We start from the raw sequence: 19301 nt of genomic DNA on the forward strand, positions 1-19301 counted from the left end.
AAACTGGAAGGAGAATGATTTAAGCTTTCAAGAAATGATAATCAAATCAATTGAGGTTGTCGAAATACATAAGTTTAAACGAAAAGGAAAAATTGATTATGCTTTCTCGAACGAGATCGTTGAAATCTAATTGAAAAGGTCAGCATTTTTGTTGACCTTTTTTTGTATTTGTAACCATAGATGTGTTAAAATTAACCAATAAATTCATAGCGTTTGAGAGATGATTATGGCGGTTACACATTACAGCACTTACAGATCAAATCACTATAAAATTGTGAAAGAAGCAATTGATAATGCGTCAGAATTAAACTCAATAAACGTTTCCAAACGATATTATTCAGATAATATAGAGAAAAGTGAAGAAAAGACATTTGCTGATTATCTATTGTCTGAACTGATTAAGTCATTTGGATTTAATCTTTTTTATCGAACAGAAATTATTGAAGTATATAACCCTGTTAAATCGAAATTAAATGCGGCACTTCAAGCTGATCAAGACATACTTGAAGGGATGCATATCAGAGACTTCGAGCACCTATTTGAACTGAATATAGATTTTATTGCTAACCTATATCCATCACGATTTGAATCTTTCGAAGATACAGAATCACTTTTAGAATATTTGTGCAGTTATCCAACTGTTGCGTATATTTTCACTTACAAGCACTTAGATGTAAGTAATGGAATTGAGCTTTTACAGAACTACATCCAAGAATCAAAAAGCAAATTAGCAAAGGAAATTCTATGAGTAATGCAGACTTTGAAAGCCTTGAAGCGAAATATAAGGCTTCACAGCGCAAAAGAAGAGCCGAGAACGAGGCTCTATTTGGTAAACCAGAACCTTTGACAATGGCAGAAAAAAAGCAGCTTAGAGAAGACGCTGAAAACCTTGGTTTTTTTGATGAATCTGAGATCAATACATATGTTGAATCAGTGGCAACTGAAAAAGATCTGGCTTGTGAAGATAAGTTAATCATGTTCTTTGTGAATCAATTCTATGCAGAGAAAAACAAAGCGAACGCATCTCTGAAAACGAATGAATTTAGGACGTTGTTAGAACAAGTAAGGAATGAGCGAAAAGGATACTTGTTACCTGATGTTGATTCAGAAGCGTTAAGAAATGCAATGACTGAAATTGAATCAAACTCTGACGAATTTTACCGAAAAAACACTGCCGTGATTGATGATATCAGGACGTTTATAAACCTTTAATAATCTCATAAATCCAACCAGTAAGCCATGCGGTTTGTGTGGCTTTATGATTCATATAGCATTTCAATATTTCTCCATTATTACAACTGTCAATAGTGAATCACATTACTTATCATTAGCAACAATCTGTTACATCTCGTAACCAAATTCGATGTATTCAAAGGGTTGTATCTTGCTGAATGATATAGATGTTGCTGAGATCAGAACAAGAGATTTGAAAGAACTGATCTGCCATGAAGATCACATAATTATGTTCGTGCTGGAAGTGCATTTGGAGAGGGAAGGATTGTTTAAAAAAGAAGTTTTGGAACGGTTGGATTGTTTTTCCAAATCTCTGATAAGAAAAAGAGAGCGCAACACCAGTCTGATTTTAAACAGTGTTGATGCTGGCAACATAACTGCTTCGCTTCGAAACATGTATTTTTATGGTGAAAAATTCTATGAAGATAGTCCTGAATTGGTTCAGGAAGTTGTTCGACTTGAACAAAATTGCGATTCAATATTGCCACTTGTATAGTGGCTTTTTTGTAATCGTTGGTAGATATCGCTATAAGTATTCATATAAGCTCTGATAGCTTCTGCTGCTGTTTTAGTAATGGATTCCATGCTATCGCAAGCAATATCACAAAGGTCAGTGTTGGGTTCTACACACACAAACCATTGATCGTTCTTTCTCTCAATGTAAACAAATTCATGCATCATTGCCGCAGGACTGTATACAGCAAACATAAGTAAATTAGTTCTTAGTGTTGTCTGCATGTTCGATACAAATTCTTCATAGGTCATTAAATCAGAAGTGTTGTGTGCAATCATCGGTTTTTCAAAAGATTCAAATTCTGACTTAAAGTTTAAAAGAATCTGCTGAATCTCATATCCATAAATGTTTTCCATAAATCACCTGAAAATTTGTAGTTGAAAGAAAAATTATTATCAATTATTGGTATGCCAAATGCCAGGTTTTATTCAGTGTTCAATGAATGCAGGGATTACACATAAAAATAGAAGGGCAGTAAAACATTCACAATTAAAAAATGGAATAAATTTTAACATAAAACTAAAAACTGCATAAAAAAATACGCAATATTTTTAATTTTATCAAAATAGTTTTGCCTTTGTGAAGGGGTTATTTGCCTACAAATGAAAAAATATTTATAAATCGCTTGTACTAATGAGTGAGTACGATAACATAATTATATAAATCAAAAAATATTGGAGATAATTATGTATAGTAAAAGTATTTTAGCAGCGAGTTTATTTTTTTCATTGAATGCAATGGCAAATCAAGAAACGTTAGTATTCAATCACGATGTAAATAAATTTGTAGATTCCACTGAGATTAATCCATTAATGGACGCACAAGTAAATTTTCACAAAGAAAAAAACTTGGCAACTATCAAGCCTATGGTTATTGGCGGCTGGGACGCAAATCCCGACACATATAACTTCCACGCTCGTTTGGTTATAACAACAGGCGGTTACGTATCTGATACCTGCGGTTCTTCAATCATAAATGATTCGTTTGTTCTGACAGCGGCTCACTGTGTATTTGACACTGACACTATGGAATATAAGGCAACAGCAGAAGACTTAGGAATCATTGTTAAAAACTTTTCATATAGCGATGTTTACAGCGAAGAAGTTAAAGCGGTTAAGGCTATCCATATCCATCCAAGTTATGGTCGTGACGGAATCTTTGTTGATGATATTGCAGTGTTAGAATTAGCTTCTCCAATAGTAGACAACGTTAGCTCAATGCCACTGGCAACAATGGCTGATAAAGCCGAATATGACTTAGTGACAGAAGGTAAAATCGTTGGACTGGGTTACATCAATGACAACAGAAACACACCTGATTTCTTACAAGAAAACAATGTAGAAATATTGAGTCAAGAAGCTTGTGAAGATCTAACTTATAACGAACACGACGAAGTTATTTGTATCCAGTCGAACGAAAAAGGTGCTGACAACAAAGGTCAAATTTGTCAGGGTGACTCAGGTGGAATCATGGGATACACAAAAGCAAATGGAGACTTTCAACAGATAGGGGTTACGTCATACGGATATTTCTCGTGCGAAGCTGACATGTATGGAGTGTTCGCAGAAGTGGCTTACTACACAGCATGGATAGAGTCTGTTGCTAATTATGGAAGCGAGCTGACATTCGATTCAGAAGCGGATAATAACGACTATCACAGTTTTGGAGATAATGGCTTTGATTACGGTGAGTATGTAGCGAATCAACCAACAAACCCTGAACAGCCAAGCACTGGTTCTGGCGGTTCTGGTGGATCAACTGGTCTTCTAACACTTTTCGGCTTGGCTTTGTTCTCGTTAAGAAGAAAAATCAATAATTAATTCGATCACATAAAATTAATTGAAAAGAAAAATAGCGCTAATATTGGCGCTTTTTTTGTATCTGATAGTTATAGTAAATTCTATTGATATTGAATGCCTTATAAAAGATGTTATATATAAATATAGTTATCAAATTAAGGAAAGGGCATGTCTAATAAAATTACATCATTAATATCATTAATAATGTCAACTACATACTGTTTTGGGTTGAGCGTAGGAGAAATGACATCTGATGCTATACCGATTCTTCTTTCATTTAAAAATATTTCAATAATAATCATTACATTGATTGGGTTATTTATGTCTGTATTGTCAATGAAGAAATCTGAATCAGAGGAAAAGAAAAAGGGGAGGATCAATTTCATTATTGGTCTGTGCATGATGTCAGTTGGTTGTGTCTCATACTATTTCCAAGGAAATGAGTTGTTTGAAATCGGTTTTGGTTCAAGAGACGCAGATGTAATTGAAGAATTCACACTTGAACAATATGAAGGAGGTACATATGAATAAAACAATAATTAAATCTAATCTCTTATTGGTAACAACGATGTTCGTTAGCGTATCAATGGCTAAAGACGTTGCATCATTGACAAGTGCTTGGTGGATGAGCATTTTTAATTTCGGTGAAATTATTGTTATCCTATCTACCATCATCGGACTTGGGATGATGGTTTCAGGCGGTATACAGCTTAAAAAACACGGTGAAAATCCTCAACAAGTGCCATTAAACAGATCTTTAATTTTCTTGGCTGCAGGATCAATGTTGTTTGGACTTGGTGCAACATCGAATACGATTCAAGACACCATCTTTGGTGTAGGAGAAGGAAAGCAGTCTGATGCTAACATGGAAGAAGATTATATTTTAAATATGATATAAAAATTTAATTATAAAACTCTAATATTTAAAAGAAAAAAAGCACTTTGAAAAAAGTGTTTTTCTTATAAGTATTTACAAAAAGTCTATATATAATATAATTTATATTATGAAATAAGGAGAACATCATGAGACAGATATTAAATGAAATGGAAAAATATATTGAAACGAGAATTGAGAAATTAAGGGTTGGTTATATTGGTGTGAGGGAGAAAGTGTTTGGTAAACTTTTCGGTGTAGTTGATTTAAATAATGCTAATGGTAGAGAAACATTCAACACCAGATTTATCAGAAATTTAAGTATCATGTGTATGATCACTGTTGTTATGTTTATAAGCTTAATATATACAACATTTGGCTTATCATCAGCCATTGCTTATAACTGGACACCTGCTGGCGTACCTCAGTTTCTTCCAGTCTCAACATTGATTATGTTTATAATAACATTTTTTTATTGGTCGAGAGAGTTTAAGATTAAAGAAAGCAGAGGTCTATAAAATGAACAATCCAAAGAAGAATTCGAAACGTAAACCACAACCGAAACAAAGTCGATGATTTGCAAAAATACAGAAATATGTGTTTGGTTAAAAAGCGAATAAAAACTAAATGGATAAAAACAATAAAAAGAAAGCCACTCAATGAGTGGCTATTTTTACAAGTTTTCTTAGATTATCAAAATCAATATTATAAGGAGCATCGACATGTCGGTCGATACTAAATTAATAGCACTGTCTTAGGATTTTGCAAGTATAGATAGAAATGCTTATATATCAAAATATAGATTGTGTTGTAAGCATAGGTTAAAAATAAATTAAAAAAAATCAGTGGTCACAAAAAAAGTTAAATAAAAATGCTAATAATTATAGCATTATAGTACAAATTTAAAATTTGAAAAAATAATATTTGCTTTAGTATAAATAAAAACATAGTCGAAGATAAATAATCGATGTCAATAGCGTTTGCAGTAATGATTAGAAGTGATATTAATTATAGTAACATTTAATTAATACGAAGGAACATTTATGTCATTCTCAACAATGCTGATTAAGCTATCAGTAATTTCAATCACTTCAACATCATCATTTCTCGTTATCGGGGAACAACTCACACATTCAGAATCATTTACCCAGATCAAAGATATTCTTATCGCTACGGACTGCGAAGAGGATAAATCGTGCTTGGTAAGTTACGACAACTCAAACGACACATTCACCATCGACAAGACACTTGAAACGGCTTACGAAATTCAACGTAAAGGACTGATAGAGCTGGCTGACGTAATGGAACTTAACCAAGGAATCAAACTTGATAAGCAAATGGTATCTAAAACGCTGAAAGAGTCGTTGAGAGGCGAAATTGACAACATAAAGGATAAGCCAATCGACACAGCTCTTAATGTTTCAAAAATCAGTAAAATTTTCTCTGATTTGAAAAAACAATCAATTACATTGTTAAACGAAATAAAAGGAGCGTAATGTGTCAATTAAATCTATAAATTTTTTCACATACAAAAATACTCTCATTCTTCAACGAACATTGGCTGTTATTGCACTGTTATGCTTGGTATACATTATGTTGTTATTGTTTACGTCATCCTCAATCCTAACCAGCCTTTGCTTGATTTTCATGAGTGTAGTGATTTATTTCTTATACAGATCTTTTTCAATCGTTATTGAAAAAAAGCATTGTGCTATTTCAGCTATTTCAACTATTTAAAATTCAAGATAATTTATAATCATTGATGCAAAACGAAATTAATTTTTCGTTTTAATTGTATTTATACTTTTATCTTCTAACTAGGCGCAACTAAATGCGCTATTTTTCGTCTTTTACAAATGGGAAAATAAACAATTTAAAACAAGGGAACTAAAAATAATAATTTAAAGAAGTAGCAGAATATAAGCAATTATAGTTGGCTGTTTATAAATGCTATTGATTATAAGTGTTTTAATGATTGAATAATATACATATGTATATATTTAATCATTAAGGAATTTAATTATGACAAGGAGCAAACAAGTAGTATCAATAGATAGTGTCTACAAAATTTACATAACGTTATTTATTTTGATTGGAAGTGCTTTTTCTTTTGCAGCAGACCAACAGCACATCGACGCAAGAGCCAATTTGATCGGCTCGCTGTACAGTATTGTCGGTATTTTTGCTGTTTTACTTGGGCTTGGTTTAATCGTAATCAGCATTATAAAATTAAAAAAGCGTGCAGAAAATCCAAATGATCCAAAATCGTTTCCAAGTGCAATTTTGATAACGATGCTTTCTGGTGCATTGATTTTAAATTTTTCAGGAACATCTTCAACACTTATTGCGACATTGTTGGGTGGAGAAGGAGGACACTGTTTTGTCCTTCAAGAACAACTAATGGAGCAAGAACAAGGCACGATCCAGATGGGGGATTTGCATCAAGAAAATTGCTGGGACAGCTCAAATTCACAAATGGTGGATGACATAGCAAAAAAAGTCGATGAAATGAGTGATGGGAATGGCGCAAGATTAAAACGGAATGTAGAAATCATTGTTGGCTTATTTCAATTAGTGGGGCTTGTATATCTAATAAAAGGGATATACGGACTTAAACTGGTTTCAGAGGGGCAAAGTCGAGAAGGGTACGGAAAACCAATACTGACAATGATTGCTGCAGCATTAGTGATTGACTTACCGCATACGCTTGAAATGCTGAGTGAAACGATAACGTTGCTTGGATTTGGAGCGGGTTAGAATGAAGATGAAAGCTCTAAAAACAATTTTGATCATTTCACTGGCTGGTTGTGGCGAAGAACAATCAATCAAAGTAGATCTAAATGACTCGTGTGAGAGTAATCCAATTACACGTAATCAACTTTTAAAACTGGTTAATAACTATAACGATTCTCCCTCTCCAATAACGATACGAGCAGTAGAGAAAGCTTGTGTTGGAAGGATAGAGAATTTCAGCAGTGCATTTGAAAACAGTTCGTTCAACGGGAATCTCAAAGAATGGGATTTAAGCAATGCAAAAAACCTCAGTAAGATGTTTAAGAACGCTCAGAAATTCGAAGGCAAAGGTTTGGAACATTGGAATGTGTCGAATGTCGAAAATGCTTATTCGATGTTTACTAATGCGTCTCTTTTTGATGGTGAAATCAGCCCTTGGAACACGAAATCACTGGTTGATGCTTCTTGGATGTTTTCAAAGACAATCGTTTTCAATCAGCCAATTGGCAATTGGGACACAAGCCAAGTTAGAGACATGAGTTCAATGTTTAGTTTTACTCATTCCTTCAATCAAGATCTAAATTGGGATACCTCATCCGTTTTTTCTTTTGCAAATATGTTTTTTGGAAGTCAAAAGTTTAATGGCGACGTTAGTGGCTTTGAAGTGAAACAAGCGGCTGATATGAGTTTTATGTTCAGTGGTGCGGCTTCATTTAATCAAAATATCGATCACTGGAATATTGAAAGTGTAATGGATACAAGACTGTATTTAAATGGCTCTTCAATGAAAAATAAATGAGTTAAATGAATTTACAATTTAAAAAATGTAGACATAATAATTATTAATAAATCAACATAAAATTACATGGATTGTAATTAAATAATACACAGCGTTGATTTAAAAAGTAAAAATGATATACATATTATTATATAGATTTCATTAATTAAAAGGAGTTAAAATGAAAAAATCAATGTTAGCATTGGCTGTAATCAGTTCAGTAAGTGCAAGTGCAGCAAGTTTTATTGCAGTAATTCAATACGACGAAAATACAAAATACAACATAATTGAAGAAGTAACAGAGCCTGACGGAAGTGGCGATAGTGGTGATGCTGGTGACAGCGGTGGACTACCTGACGGTGGTGACAGCGGTGGATTACCTGACGGTGGTGATAGCGGTGGATTACCTGACGGTGGTGGTTCAGGTGAACTTCCTGACAGTGATAGAGCAGCTTGGGAAAATAGCAAATGGTATAATCCACTGGTCAGAGAGTTTTATTTGAATGGTCAAAATTGGGCGAGAGATGGATATGAATACGATGAAAGAGAACCATTTCTTTATTCAAATGAATTGGATTATAACCCATTTAATGAAAGTGGGAGTATCGAAGCATTACCTCCAATCGACAGTAGAGTTTTAAGTTTATTTATTAAGGACACTCCCGAAAGTTTTTCGGGTGGAACAATTGATGGGAACTCAATGGTGAATTTACGCTCAATACGTATGTTTAATGGGTTTTCTTTAGATGCGAAAAACTTAAAATCACTTGAAGGAGTTACGATGAACGGTGGTTCGACCGTAAATTTGGAATCTCATAGTGCTATACACCACACGGATTTTCATATAAGTGGATATGGGAATACAGGAAACACGTTGATTTTGGGTGGTGGAGATTTTCCTGACAAAGAGTTTACATTGACAGTCGGAGAACTAAATCAAATTAGTGGTGAACCTTATAATACTCCAGAAAACTTTTCATCAATGACAATTGTGAATATGCCAAGTTTTCAAAGTGGAAGCATGACAGTTTTGGGGGATATTAATTTTGTAAACGCTCCTGCGGGTTTATGTAATTCAATTGAAAATGGTGATATTTACTATGAGCAAGTTGAAAAACCATATACATTAAATGAAATATTTATGAGTTTTTATCTTACAGGCGAAGAGTTAATTCTGCACAAACCTAAGTTTTGCTAAAGAAAAAAGAAGACATTTGTCTTCTTTTTTAATTACTGATTAAATGCTTCTTTTGTAAACATCTGATTTGCTAACTTCTGTGCATCACTGGTCGTCATCTCCTGTGTTTCAACCATGCTTTGAACAAACTCTAGTTTAACTGCGCTAATGTCAATTGGTGATGGTTCTTCAGTTAATCGGTTTGACATATTGATTAAACTGAAAACAAATAACGGAATTGTTAAAGTTAGTACGTTTGCAAGTTTAAGTGTTCTTGTAGTTTCAGATTGTAGTTTCATTGTGCATCTCCTTTGTTGTATGTAAACATTTTACCATTTATATACGAATGTCAATCCGCAAATTCCATCCTGAAAATAGACTAAAACGAAAATTCCATTAAATAATGGAAAATTGAGAGAAAATAAATTATCAAAAAGATAAAACAATTAAAATAACTTGAGATTTTTTACAAGTTATTTAATTAATTTAATGAAAAATCATTTTAAATATTCCCCAATAAATCCTATTTTAAAGGAAATATCTGTTTGCTTGTGGTAATGCTGAAAATATCTTACTTGTCTCATATTTTTTAAATGGTATAACGATAATATATAAATTATATTATTATTTGGAGATTAAAATGGAATTAATTAAAAGTGCAATTAAAATTACAACTGGAATTTTGTTTCTTCATTACTTTATTGAGTTTTCGAAAACACTGCCTCTCGATACGCCAGGTATAGTACTCTTCGATATCGCCTTTATGCTTATTTTCTTGACTCTTGGTGCGTATGTTTTTATTGAGGTTCTTAATCTTGCTTTTAATGCTTTTTGTTTAATGTTTCATTTATTTCAACTCACGATCGAAAAAGCCTTTTTTTGTCATTATACAAAGGAAAGTGCGCTTTTTTCGGATGCAAAAGATGAAATTGAAGAAAGTGTTTTAGATTATTACAAAGGAAAAATAAAGAATCTCGATTCGGTTGACACAGATGAAATGGGAGAAATAGTGGATGAAGCCAAGGAACTTATTGCCAAATACAGAAAACACGGACTTAAACATTTTGAATCAAAAAATAGGGATAAAATAACAGGTGTTTTAGGGAATGGAGATCCAAAGTCAACCAGTTTGGTTGTCAAAGAGTTTTACAGACTATCTTGTTTAAAAGTGAAGGAGGTTGAGGAACAATACAATGAGGGGGTATTAGAGGCGAAACACGCCATTGATAAAGTCTGCATCAAAGCTCGATTTTGGGATAATTTGTGTGATTTAGAACATAACTTTTTACTTTTTAAATCATCACTCGATGAGTTTGATACAGATCTGAATTCAAACGATTTATCGGCAAGTGAAAAATTAGAGATATCTGCACAGAAAGCTCAGTTTCTAAATGAGTGCATAGAAGCATTCGAAGACTCAGAAATGTTCGAAGACACAGAAAAGCTTGCAGAAATGGCATTGTATGAGGCAGCAAACAACAACCATCAATCAGAAAAAATTGCTGTTATGGAAACAGCTTAAATTAACAATTATTAGGGAAAATAAAATGGAAGAATCACAAGTTATAGCTACATTATTCGGATCTCTTTTGGGTGCATCATTGCTCTCAATGATTGAAAGTAGTGATGTAGTTGAAACAAAACATAAAATCAAAAAGTTTTTATTTGTATTTTGTTTCTCATTTATATGTTCGATAATGTTTTCGACTTTATGTCTACAAATCATCAACTCTTCGTTCTTTTCACTAATTCGACCTCATTAAAATTGGCTTGAAGAACCAAATCGCAAAACAGAAATGAAGAACTCGAAAGGGTTCTTTTTTACATCTCTAAATAATTTAAAAACTAAAATAACTTGATTTTTTTTACAAGTTATTTAACTAATTTAATAAATTATTTTTCTTGCTTATAACTATAAAAAACCCTTATTTTAAGGGAAAAGTTTTATTGGTTTGTTTTGTCTATTGGGAATTTGCTTTTATTGTTTCTTGCCAGTTGTTTGGTTAATGGTATAACGATAATATATAAATTACATTATCATTAGGAGAATAAAGAGGTTTAGATTATGGTTTACATAGAAAAGTCGATAGACGAAAGGCTTGGAATTATCTCTGAGATATATCAAGAGAAAGTGATTGATGAAAACACGGCTTACCTTGTGTTTGAGGTCAATAGAGAAGAATGTGATGAAGCACCAGAAAGGGTTTATTGTATTCTTGACTTCATCGATTACGACGAAGATTTTGCAAGTTCGATTCATCAAGCGAACAAAGAAGTAAGAGAACGATTTAACGCACATGAAGCGTCATTGCCAGCTTTTGAAATAGCGATTAATGAAATACTCGACCAAGCGAAGAACGTCTCACCTGAATGCTATGAGGTTTTCGAATATTGGCAAGAACCAAAGTTTGTTGGTGTATATTCGTTTACTGAAATAGCGGAAGTTCGTTATGGAGAACATCGATATCGTTTATCTGTTCGACCAAAAGAATTCACGAAAAGCCTTCTTGAAAATTCAAATCTCAAAAACAAACTATGAAGAACTCGAAAGGGTTCATTTTTTTTGTTTTTAAAAAATATTTCAAATAAAATTATTTTTCCTCCGTTTTCGTTTTGGTACAGGCGTTCCGCAACACTCACGCAAGGGTTTTATTCACCGTTAAATATCGTGTATCTATAGGGGTTATATTTTTAGGAGTAGAATAATATTAATATTATGGTTCTTCATCCGTTTATTCCCTATATATCAACATTTTAACCAGTAAACCTATCAAAATGACGCTTTTGAAAACCCCGCACAGTATAATTCTTCTCTTCGACTATCCACTAACTATTGAATAATCGTGTTTTTGTGGTACTAGGAGTCAGTCTTAATTTTTGCTTAAATTATGCATGATGCACACAGAACGTGAAAATGAATGTTGGTGAGTAAACACAAGTAATCCTTCGATTTTATTTAATACTACGTTTTGGTCTTTTGCGCATTAAAAAACACACTGATGATAGTGTGTTTATGTAGTTTACATTTTGTTTTTGCGTCTTCGCTTCTTGTTTGTTTGTTCTGGCTCAACCTTACTATCCAGTTCTAATATTCGATTTGATGCAACAAGATATGACATTTCTTTTTTCAACTCTGATGGGAATGAATAATCAGATGTTCTGTTCATAGCCATTTGTCTAAATGTATATTTAGGATGAGGATGTTCTCCTTGGTCTTCAAAATATTCACATATCTTAATAGCACGTTCATATCCATCAAAGCCTTTAACTGCTTTATCCACTTTTCTCATTTCTTTAAAAAACTCTGTTTCTATACAGCTCATAACAATCTCCTTTTTTATGTTGTTATAAATATATTTTATCATAAGTTTTTATAATTCAAATTTGCGACATAATAATTTTCTCTTATATATTAATTTATAAAGTTTTTAATTGCCAAAATCCTCTTTATTTATGGAAATTTTCATATGGAAATTTTTTTAAATTTGTTTATGCAATTTGTAAATATTTTACTGAATGGTTAAATATAACTGAGTGTATAAATTATTGGAGATATATTTATGAATTTGAAAGTTCAAAGAAAAATTGGTTTTACGTTAATCGAAACGTTGGCTGCCGTTGCTGTTGGAGGAAGTTTGGCTGCTGCGGGAATTCAATCTAAGATTGAAAGTGATAAAGATGAATTTGCAAAAACAAAGGGAATTGAGTTAGCAAAAGTATTAAGTGCGATTGATAACCGTATAGCAACAGACGGTTATGAAATAAGCTTATGGAATAAAAAGACCTGGAATAAAGCCACGTTTAATAACCTTTTGGAAAAACAACTAAACGCAACAGACAAACGTTGTGGTGTGACAGATTGGTCTCCGACAAACGCTACTGATGCAAATCTTCAATCACTTGATTGTAAGAGTATGTGGACTAAAACTCCATTCGACATGAATCTGAGCGCAAGAATCAGTGCTGATTCATCAAACATAAATATAGATAATTTCGATTTATTAATGTCATTTAAGGATGCAGAGCATTTTAAAAACGAATTCAAAAACGTAGCCAAAATGGTTAGGAGCGCAAGATCTACAAACTTAACAGGTTCAGCTTTCGAACATAATATCGGCTTTGTTAATAGTGCTACTAAAATGCCACTTACAAGAACAGAATGTATATCACTTGCTGAAAATTGTTCTGTGTTAGCAAATGCAAACAGGGCAGGTGGTAGCGAATATGTTCGTGCTGATGGTTCTAGATCTATGGTTGATAGCCACTTGTCGTTTGTTGACGCAAAAGGTAACTCACCACTTAAGTGTGTTAGGTGGAGAAAAGAAAGTGGTGTTTGGGGCATGATTACTCCTAATGGATCTTCAACAGACGAAAATTGCGGAATTGGTATTTACAAAAAAGCTAACCAACCATTAATTGCGGAAGTATTGGCTGAAAATGGAACATTCGAAAACATAATGTTGGACAAAGAATGCGACATGCTGGGTTTTGATTCAGCGACTAAATTAGTTACTACAACAGCGACAAGAACACCTTGTGGTTTGAGAACAGAAAGTCAATCTGGTGTTGTCGAAGCTATTCAAGTAATAGACAACACTATGTCAAACAGAGCGTTGATTAAGAACCTTTATTCGAATAACACACAAATTTCAACTCTTAACGTTTCATCAAGCGCAGCTATAGAAAATTTGAAGGTTGATGGTTCTTTTGAAGTCTTAGTCGATGCAATCATGAAAGACATTGATGTTCAGAACGCAAATGTAAATGGCACACTAAAAGTTTTTGGAACGACTACGCTTGGGACAACAACTGTAAATGATCTAAACGTCCTTACAACAAGCAATTTCAAAGGAGATGCTAAGTTTAAAAACATGGAAGTAAAAGGTTTTATGAAAGCTGATGTTATAAGCGCTCGAAAAGTTGTAGCAACTTCAGGAAGTTTTAATAATTACAACAGTAAAATATCATCGTTGCAAAATAAAATTAAAACTTTAGAAGCGAAAATATCAACGGCAAGTACACCAGATTACTCAACACTAAAGGCTCAGTGTAATAGACGTCCAGACATTAGGTTAAGTTCAGACAAGAGGGATTGTACTGGACATAAGAGAGAAGGTGATGTTTATTTTGACAATATGTTAGATTATTATTGGGTATCTGGTTCTAATTTTTGCGGTATTAAATCGTATGAGAAAATAACAGCCTCATACTGCAAAAGAGAACATAAATAATACATAATTGTTTGATGCTTTAAATTATAAAGTCACTATTTAGTGGCTTTTTTATTTTTGATTTTTGTGATAAATCACTTTTCAAACAAACTTTTAAAGTAGTTTGATTATGTTTATATTTTGTAATTTATACATTCCGTGTGAATTGTTTGTCTAACTAATTGCATTATATTTAATTCATGATTAAATATAATAAACAATATATTTTAAAGGAGATGAAATATGAATTATAAATCAAAATCGATTAAAGGATTAACGTTAATCGAAACGATGATCAGTTTGAGCATTGCGAGTGCTGCATCTGTTGGATATTTTAGTAATAAAGTAAAACAAGCGAACGATGAAGAAGCACGAGCTACTGGAATGGAAATCGCAAAAATTTTAAGTGCTGTTGATAGCAGATTAGCGACTGACGGTTATGAAATTAGCCGTTGGACTAAGACTAAATGGAAAGATGCTGAAATCAATAGCAACTTAATGATGAAACAATTAAATGCCAGTAGTGCGACTGGTGGTTGTGGTGTGACAGATTGGTCTCCCGTTAACGCTGTTGAGAGTTCTTTTAAAACTATGCCGTGTAAAGGACTTTGGGGGAAAATTCCCTATGGGATGAATGTGGAGGCAAGCATTAAGTCCGACAGTAGTGCGATTAACATCGACAATTTTGATTTACTTCTTTCTTTCCCAGATCAGACAGGGTTTGAAGAGAATTTTAGAAACATGAAATTGATGCTTAACGCTGCAAGAAACAATTCAACAGAAGGGTTTGCAGGGGATCACAACTTTTCTTTCGTGAAGCTTGATACTAAGCAAGAGATTGGATCTACGGCTTGTATCATGGAAAGTTTCAATTGTGGACTACTGGCAAGCTTTAACAGGGCTGGCGGTGCTGAATACTTACGTGCGGATGGTGGTAACTCGATAATTGGCAAGAACCTTTCTTTTATCGAAGGTAAAGGATCTGCACCGATGAAATGTGCAAGATGGAAGGAAAGTACATCAGGTTGGGGACTGGTAGAAGTAAACGGATCAGCGACAGATGAAGAATGTGGCATAGGGATATACAAAAAGACGGGTGAACCACTTATGGTTGAAGTATTGGCTGAAAATGGAACATTTGAAAGCGTTATGCTGGACAAAGAATGTGATCGCATGGAATGGGATTCTACGACACAAATGGTCATTGCTAATACTACAAATGCAGTTCCTTGTGGTATGCACAATGAAAGCGGTACGACTATACAAGTGTTAGATAACACAATGGCAGCACAGTCGAACATCCTTGCTCTGAATGCCAATAACGCAAGAATTCAAAGCTTGAACGTTAAAGACAATGCTACGTTTAACACTGTATCTGTTAATGGTGAATTTAAAGCGCTGCAAAAAGCAATATTGAATGAAGTTGAAGCACAATCGTTAACCGTTTATGGAAACACAAAGCTTGCATCCGCTGAAATCGATAGTCTTCAAGTAAACAACAACATTAACGTTAATGGCTCTGTTACTGCAAGCAATGGTAATTTTGGAAACATTAATCGTGAAATATCCACCATTAAAAGCGCACATACGGGTTTAAGCTCAAGAGTTGTCAGTAATACGAGAAGAATTGTTGCATTGGAAGCTCGTGTTGCTGCGATTCCAACAGGACCTGATTATGAAGCTTTGAAGTCTGAATGTAATAATAAATTGAATGGTACAATAGGCACTTTTACTGTTGGTTGCACTGGATATCGACAAAGCGGTTTAAAAATTGTATTAAGAACTAAGGACTATTATTGGCATTCAGGTAGCAATAGCTGCTCGTATAACTTAATCGAAACTGATGTTGATACTCGTAGTTGTTATCATGTTGGTGGAGGTCAAAGAGACTAAAAACATAAATAGATAAAACCGCTATAAGCGGTTTTTTACTTGTTTGCTTGAATTGCTTTTGCACACCCTGTTAGTTGTTTGTCTGTGTTAAGCCAATTTTGTGTTTTATTAATATATGGGTTTGAAATAGGGCCGCCCGTAAAACATTGGTAATAGACATTGCCGTTGTTGTCTGTGAATGTCTGGTAGTAGATACCATCTTTCAACTTTATGTCAGAAGCATGAATTTGAATTGATATCAAAATTGAAGATAGTAATGACAGTGTTTGTAATAATTTCATATTGATTCCTTGTTTGATTGTTATGTATAAATACAATTTATCATTTTTACGGAAAATTCAAAATTAAATCTCATTGTATGTATGTTGATGTTACTGGATTTTGATTTTTGCTGAAAATATTTCAAGAAATACAAATAAAATAATACATTAAATCTGCTTAGAATTGTTTTAATAAAGCTGATATTTAAAACTCTACTTATAAATTTGTTTTAGTTCTATTATCAATTGTTTGAATTAATTATTTATAATGTTATATATATATTTATAAGATTAATAAATTATTTCATTAAAAAAGGAGCTTTAAATGAAAAAAACAATTATAGCATTATCAATGTTAGTAAGTATGTCAGCAATGGCTGATTTCGTAGCGTTAGTTGGCGATAATTCAATACGTTACAATGTTAAATCAGCCGATCCAGAGGGTGAATCTGGATTAATCATAGGAGGTGGTGAATATGTAGATTATGAAGTGAGCGGTAGCACACCACCTACACCAACATGTATAGGTTCTGAACTAAGTAGAGATGAATTAATAAACAAAATAAATGCAGATGAAGATGTGACTAATGCTTGTGTTGGCACAATAACGGATTTTACCTACTTATTCCTGAGCAACCCAAGCTTTAATCAAGATATTTCCAATTGGGATGTATCTAATGTGACAACTTTCTACCACACTTTCTCTTATGTAACAGGCTTTGATCAAGATATATCAAATTGGGACATGTCATCTGCCGAAGACCTTACAGGAATGTTCTACGGTTCAAATTTCAATAACAACAATCAACCTTTGAATTGGAACGTGAGCAATGTTAAGACTTTTGACAATATGTTCAATGCAAATAGTAAATTTAATCAGAATATAAGTAGTTGGAATATATCGTCTGCTACAAATTTAAGAGAAATGTTTATGTTTGCTACTTCATTTGACCAGGATATAAGTGGCTGGGATATTACAAATGTAACGAATTTGACAAACTTTGTTGCAGATGCAGGTGTATTTAAACAAGATTTATCAGGTTGGGATGTGTCAGGGAAGAGTGTTACAGGTTTTGCTGACGGAACATTAATGGACTTAACAGATTTACCAACTGGGGTAGTGAAAAGATATTAATTTCAAAGAAGGGGCAACCCTTCTTTATATTTATCAACATTATAGTTGATAATATTAGTATTAATATTCAAATAAGAGAGAATTACATGATATCAATAATTATAATGGTAATAGTTTTTTTAAGTTTCGCTTCCTATGTTTCTTACTCAGTAATGACAATGAATCAAAATTTAATTATTACGAGTGAAGTTTCAATTGAAAATAAAGAACTTCAAATACTTAAAAAAGCCTTAATCGCTTCTGCTATACCAATACAGGGCGTACATGCATATGCAATGCCTTATGGTCAAGAAGGTGTTGCTTCTGGACAACATCTTCTACCTTCAAACCTTAAAGTTAATTTAAAAAACAGAAATTCACAATACTATCAATACTGTCCGTTTGTATTGCACAATGCTACAGCAAATGAAAACTTTGTTAGTGAAAACTTGAATGATCGATATAGGGTAAATTTAATATCGGTTAACAATGTGGAGTATGTAGTTGAATCTACGGTTTCTTCATACCCTGAAGTATCGGCGTTTATTATATCCCCAGACAATAAAAACGTATTGTCAAAATGTACAGATGTCAAATATGATTCAAATGAAAATGTTTATTACATACTTGATGGGAAAGTTGAAACTATATTGAAAACAGAAATATCTGACTTTAATGAAGACTATGACCTTACTAACAAAATATTGACTTTAACCATTAATCAAACAAATTACAAAGAAATGTTTGAGATAGTTGAACATGATATGAGTAATAAATCATATAATTTAATTCTTGAAGAGGATATAACTTTAGCTTCTAGTTTTACATTTTTACGTAATCCTTTTATGAAATCAAAGATTAAAATGGACATGAACGGAAATGTGTTGAATGGCGGCTATACATTGTTATTCGAAAACTTTGAGGTGTATCTGTATAATGGGGGAACTAGGATCGCAAATAATGTGGCAGCATTTAGTTTTATTAATAGTGAAATTAATACGGACACGGTACAAATAGGCAAGCTCGAACTTACAAATTCCGAATTTAATATTAATGGTAATACTATTTTTAATGGAAGGAATGCATTGCAAAGTGAAAGCATTTTGAATTTGTACAATAGCCAAATTTCAGCAACAGATGATTTTCAAATACATGGTAGAACTAATTTGTCAAATTCGTTTATTTCACTAAATAAAAGTGATCTATCTATTTCAAATAGTGAAATTACTTTTAATCAAAGTGCAGACACGACCATTGGTTATATTGATTCAAGTAGCGTAGTAAATATTAACAATTCAAACCTTACGATACAGAACTCTACTGGGATGGGCTTTGAGTTGTATGGTACATGGAATAGTTCTAATAATTCTTCGATTGAGGTTTCGAACTCAAAAATAGAGAATTTGATAATTGGTTATGGTGGTGAATTAAATATCAATGATACATCACTGTTGAAAATCAAGGATAAAACACAGTCATCAACTATAAAAGAAGAAACGGGTTTTAAATACTTGTCAGGAAATGCTGAAATCTTTAACAATGGTGATTGCTGGGATGGTGATATTTTCAATAATTTTGATTCAACATCAAATGAAGTAATCAGCAAGACAGATAAATCAACTAACTCTTCTATTTGGCAGTGCCTGTAACAGAGGTAAGCCGATGTTATATTATCTATATGGAATCACGAAAACACACAATATTAATGTGGCAAAA

20 protein-coding genes are annotated in these 19301 nt (G+C 33.0%); 16 read left to right on the top strand and 4 right to left on the bottom strand.

All coding sequences use genetic code 11. The features are described from left to right. The first annotated feature begins 226 nt into the window (after positions 1-226). Both MSG35_RS13180 and MSG35_RS13185 read left to right on the top strand, forming a co-directional pair. The gene (locus MSG35_RS13180; RefSeq protein ID WP_248384175.1) at positions 227-748 is read left to right on the top strand and encodes a hypothetical protein; all 522 of its coding nucleotides are present in this window, start codon (positions 227-229) and stop codon (positions 746-748) included. Further along, on the top strand, positions 745-1212 hold the full coding sequence (locus MSG35_RS13185; protein ID WP_248384177.1) for a hypothetical protein: 468 nt from the start codon (positions 745-747) through the stop codon (positions 1210-1212). Before MSG35_RS13180 ends, MSG35_RS13185 begins: the two co-directional genes overlap by 4 nt. A 462-nt stretch (positions 1213-1674) precedes the next feature. On the opposite strand, the gene MSG35_RS13190 is transcribed toward MSG35_RS13185, so the two are convergent. Then, positions 1675-2103 (bottom strand): hypothetical protein, encoded by a 429-nt coding sequence (locus tag MSG35_RS13190; protein ID WP_248384178.1) that lies wholly within the window; start codon positions 2101-2103, stop codon positions 1675-1677. A 330-nt stretch (positions 2104-2433) separates the two neighbouring features. Between MSG35_RS13190 and MSG35_RS13195 the strand changes: the two genes are divergently transcribed. The 8 genes from MSG35_RS13195 to MSG35_RS13230 all read left to right on the top strand — a co-directional run bounded on the left by MSG35_RS13195 (position 2434) and on the right by MSG35_RS13230 (position 9129). Beyond that, positions 2434-3567, top strand: a complete 1134-nt coding sequence (locus MSG35_RS13195; RefSeq protein WP_248384179.1) for a serine protease — start codon at positions 2434-2436, stop codon at positions 3565-3567. A gap of 147 nt (positions 3568-3714) precedes the next feature. Further along, complete coding sequence (locus MSG35_RS13200; protein WP_248384180.1) at positions 3715-4077, top strand: hypothetical protein; 363 nt, start codon at positions 3715-3717, stop codon at positions 4075-4077. Continuing rightward, entirely contained in the window at positions 4070-4444 is a 375-nt protein-coding gene (locus MSG35_RS13205; RefSeq protein ID WP_248384181.1) for a hypothetical protein, read from the top strand. The genes MSG35_RS13200 and MSG35_RS13205 overlap by 8 nt, the downstream gene beginning before the upstream one ends. Before the next feature lie 125 nt (positions 4445-4569). Continuing rightward, positions 4570-4938: a hypothetical protein gene (locus MSG35_RS13210; RefSeq protein WP_248384182.1), complete on the top strand. Its 369-nt coding sequence runs from the start codon at positions 4570-4572 to the stop codon at positions 4936-4938. A 525-nt stretch (positions 4939-5463) separates the two neighbouring features. After that, entirely contained in the window at positions 5464-5916 is a 453-nt protein-coding gene (locus MSG35_RS13215) for a hypothetical protein (RefSeq protein WP_248384184.1), read from the top strand. A 526-nt stretch (positions 5917-6442) separates the two neighbouring features. Beyond that, the gene (locus MSG35_RS13220) at positions 6443-7177 is read left to right on the top strand and encodes a hypothetical protein (protein WP_248384185.1); all 735 of its coding nucleotides are present in this window, start codon (positions 6443-6445) and stop codon (positions 7175-7177) included. 1 nt (position 7178) lies between these two features. Continuing rightward, positions 7179-7952 (top strand): BspA family leucine-rich repeat surface protein, encoded by a 774-nt coding sequence (locus MSG35_RS13225; protein WP_248384187.1) that lies wholly within the window; start codon positions 7179-7181, stop codon positions 7950-7952. 160 nt (positions 7953-8112) lie between these two features. Further along, entirely contained in the window at positions 8113-9129 is a 1017-nt protein-coding gene (locus MSG35_RS13230) for a hypothetical protein (protein WP_248384188.1), read from the top strand. Positions 9130-9161: 32 nt separating this feature from the next. Here MSG35_RS13230 and MSG35_RS13235 read toward each other — a convergent pair whose 3' ends face one another. Continuing rightward, positions 9162-9407 (bottom strand): hypothetical protein, encoded by a 246-nt coding sequence (locus MSG35_RS13235; protein ID WP_248384190.1) that lies wholly within the window; start codon positions 9405-9407, stop codon positions 9162-9164. A gap of 341 nt (positions 9408-9748) precedes the next feature. On the opposite strand from MSG35_RS13235, the gene MSG35_RS13240 reads away from it, so the two are divergent. Together MSG35_RS13240 and MSG35_RS13245 are read left to right on the top strand one after the other, a co-directional pair. Beyond that, on the top strand, positions 9749-10630 hold the full coding sequence (locus tag MSG35_RS13240) for a hypothetical protein (protein WP_248384192.1): 882 nt from the start codon (positions 9749-9751) through the stop codon (positions 10628-10630). A 543-nt stretch (positions 10631-11173) separates the two neighbouring features. Next, the gene (locus MSG35_RS13245) at positions 11174-11647 is read left to right on the top strand and encodes a hypothetical protein (RefSeq protein ID WP_248384194.1); all 474 of its coding nucleotides are present in this window, start codon (positions 11174-11176) and stop codon (positions 11645-11647) included. Positions 11648-12128: 481 nt separating this feature from the next. On the opposite strand, the gene MSG35_RS13250 is transcribed toward MSG35_RS13245, so the two are convergent. Further along, complete coding sequence (locus MSG35_RS13250) at positions 12129-12431, bottom strand: hypothetical protein (RefSeq protein WP_248384196.1); 303 nt, start codon at positions 12429-12431, stop codon at positions 12129-12131. A gap of 237 nt (positions 12432-12668) precedes the next feature. Between MSG35_RS13250 and MSG35_RS13255 the strand changes: the two genes are divergently transcribed. After that, a complete protein-coding gene (locus tag MSG35_RS13255; protein ID WP_248384197.1) occupies positions 12669-14339 on the top strand; it encodes a type II secretion system protein in 1671 nt (556 codons plus the stop codon). A 222-nt stretch (positions 14340-14561) separates the two neighbouring features. Next, positions 14562-16211 carry a hypothetical protein gene (locus tag MSG35_RS13260; RefSeq protein ID WP_248384199.1) on the top strand — a complete coding sequence of 550 codons (1650 nt, stop codon included), beginning with the start codon at positions 14562-14564 and terminating at the stop codon, positions 16209-16211. A 35-nt stretch (positions 16212-16246) separates the two neighbouring features. Here MSG35_RS13260 and MSG35_RS13265 read toward each other — a convergent pair whose 3' ends face one another. Beyond that, complete coding sequence (locus MSG35_RS13265) at positions 16247-16492, bottom strand: hypothetical protein (RefSeq protein WP_248384201.1); 246 nt, start codon at positions 16490-16492, stop codon at positions 16247-16249. Between the two features lie 304 nt (positions 16493-16796). On the opposite strand from MSG35_RS13265, the gene MSG35_RS13270 reads away from it, so the two are divergent. After that, positions 16797-17606 carry a BspA family leucine-rich repeat surface protein gene (locus tag MSG35_RS13270; protein WP_248384203.1) on the top strand — a complete coding sequence of 270 codons (810 nt, stop codon included), beginning with the start codon at positions 16797-16799 and terminating at the stop codon, positions 17604-17606. 158 nt (positions 17607-17764) lie between these two features. Continuing rightward, complete coding sequence (locus MSG35_RS13275; protein ID WP_248384205.1) at positions 17765-19234, top strand: hypothetical protein; 1470 nt, start codon at positions 17765-17767, stop codon at positions 19232-19234. Positions 19235-19301: the final 67 nt, after the last annotated feature.

This window comes from Vibrio sp. 1CM23M, from assembly GCF_023161755.1.
Classification (GTDB): domain Bacteria; phylum Pseudomonadota; class Gammaproteobacteria; order Enterobacterales; family Vibrionaceae; genus Vibrio; species Vibrio coralliirubri.

What these genes read in the sequence shown, in the direction of transcription:
- MSG35_RS13180 (WP_248384175.1), top strand. Translation starts at nt 227, where the DNA reads ATGGCGGTTACACATTACAGCACTTACAGATCAAATCACTATAAAATT.
- MSG35_RS13185 (WP_248384177.1), top strand. Translation starts at nt 745, where the DNA reads ATGAGTAATGCAGACTTTGAAAGCCTTGAAGCGAAATATAAGGCTTCA.
- MSG35_RS13190 (WP_248384178.1), bottom strand. Translation starts at nt 2,103, where the DNA reads ATGGAAAACATTTATGGATATGAGATTCAGCAGATTCTTTTAAACTTT.
- MSG35_RS13195 (WP_248384179.1), top strand. Translation starts at nt 2,434, where the DNA reads ATGTATAGTAAAAGTATTTTAGCAGCGAGTTTATTTTTTTCATTGAAT.
- MSG35_RS13200 (WP_248384180.1), top strand. Translation starts at nt 3,715, where the DNA reads ATGTCTAATAAAATTACATCATTAATATCATTAATAATGTCAACTACA.
- MSG35_RS13205 (WP_248384181.1), top strand. Translation starts at nt 4,070, where the DNA reads ATGAATAAAACAATAATTAAATCTAATCTCTTATTGGTAACAACGATG.
- MSG35_RS13210 (WP_248384182.1), top strand. Translation starts at nt 4,570, where the DNA reads ATGAGACAGATATTAAATGAAATGGAAAAATATATTGAAACGAGAATT.
- MSG35_RS13215 (WP_248384184.1), top strand. Translation starts at nt 5,464, where the DNA reads ATGTCATTCTCAACAATGCTGATTAAGCTATCAGTAATTTCAATCACT.
- MSG35_RS13220 (WP_248384185.1), top strand. Translation starts at nt 6,443, where the DNA reads ATGACAAGGAGCAAACAAGTAGTATCAATAGATAGTGTCTACAAAATT.
- MSG35_RS13225 (WP_248384187.1), top strand. Translation starts at nt 7,179, where the DNA reads ATGAAGATGAAAGCTCTAAAAACAATTTTGATCATTTCACTGGCTGGT.
- MSG35_RS13230 (WP_248384188.1), top strand. Translation starts at nt 8,113, where the DNA reads ATGAAAAAATCAATGTTAGCATTGGCTGTAATCAGTTCAGTAAGTGCA.
- MSG35_RS13235 (WP_248384190.1), bottom strand. Translation starts at nt 9,407, where the DNA reads ATGAAACTACAATCTGAAACTACAAGAACACTTAAACTTGCAAACGTA.
- MSG35_RS13240 (WP_248384192.1), top strand. Translation starts at nt 9,749, where the DNA reads ATGGAATTAATTAAAAGTGCAATTAAAATTACAACTGGAATTTTGTTT.
- MSG35_RS13245 (WP_248384194.1), top strand. Translation starts at nt 11,174, where the DNA reads ATGGTTTACATAGAAAAGTCGATAGACGAAAGGCTTGGAATTATCTCT.
- MSG35_RS13250 (WP_248384196.1), bottom strand. Translation starts at nt 12,431, where the DNA reads ATGAGCTGTATAGAAACAGAGTTTTTTAAAGAAATGAGAAAAGTGGAT.
- MSG35_RS13255 (WP_248384197.1), top strand. Translation starts at nt 12,669, where the DNA reads ATGAATTTGAAAGTTCAAAGAAAAATTGGTTTTACGTTAATCGAAACG.
- MSG35_RS13260 (WP_248384199.1), top strand. Translation starts at nt 14,562, where the DNA reads ATGAATTATAAATCAAAATCGATTAAAGGATTAACGTTAATCGAAACG.
- MSG35_RS13265 (WP_248384201.1), bottom strand. Translation starts at nt 16,492, where the DNA reads ATGAAATTATTACAAACACTGTCATTACTATCTTCAATTTTGATATCA.
- MSG35_RS13270 (WP_248384203.1), top strand. Translation starts at nt 16,797, where the DNA reads ATGAAAAAAACAATTATAGCATTATCAATGTTAGTAAGTATGTCAGCA.
- MSG35_RS13275 (WP_248384205.1), top strand. Translation starts at nt 17,765, where the DNA reads ATGAATCAAAATTTAATTATTACGAGTGAAGTTTCAATTGAAAATAAA.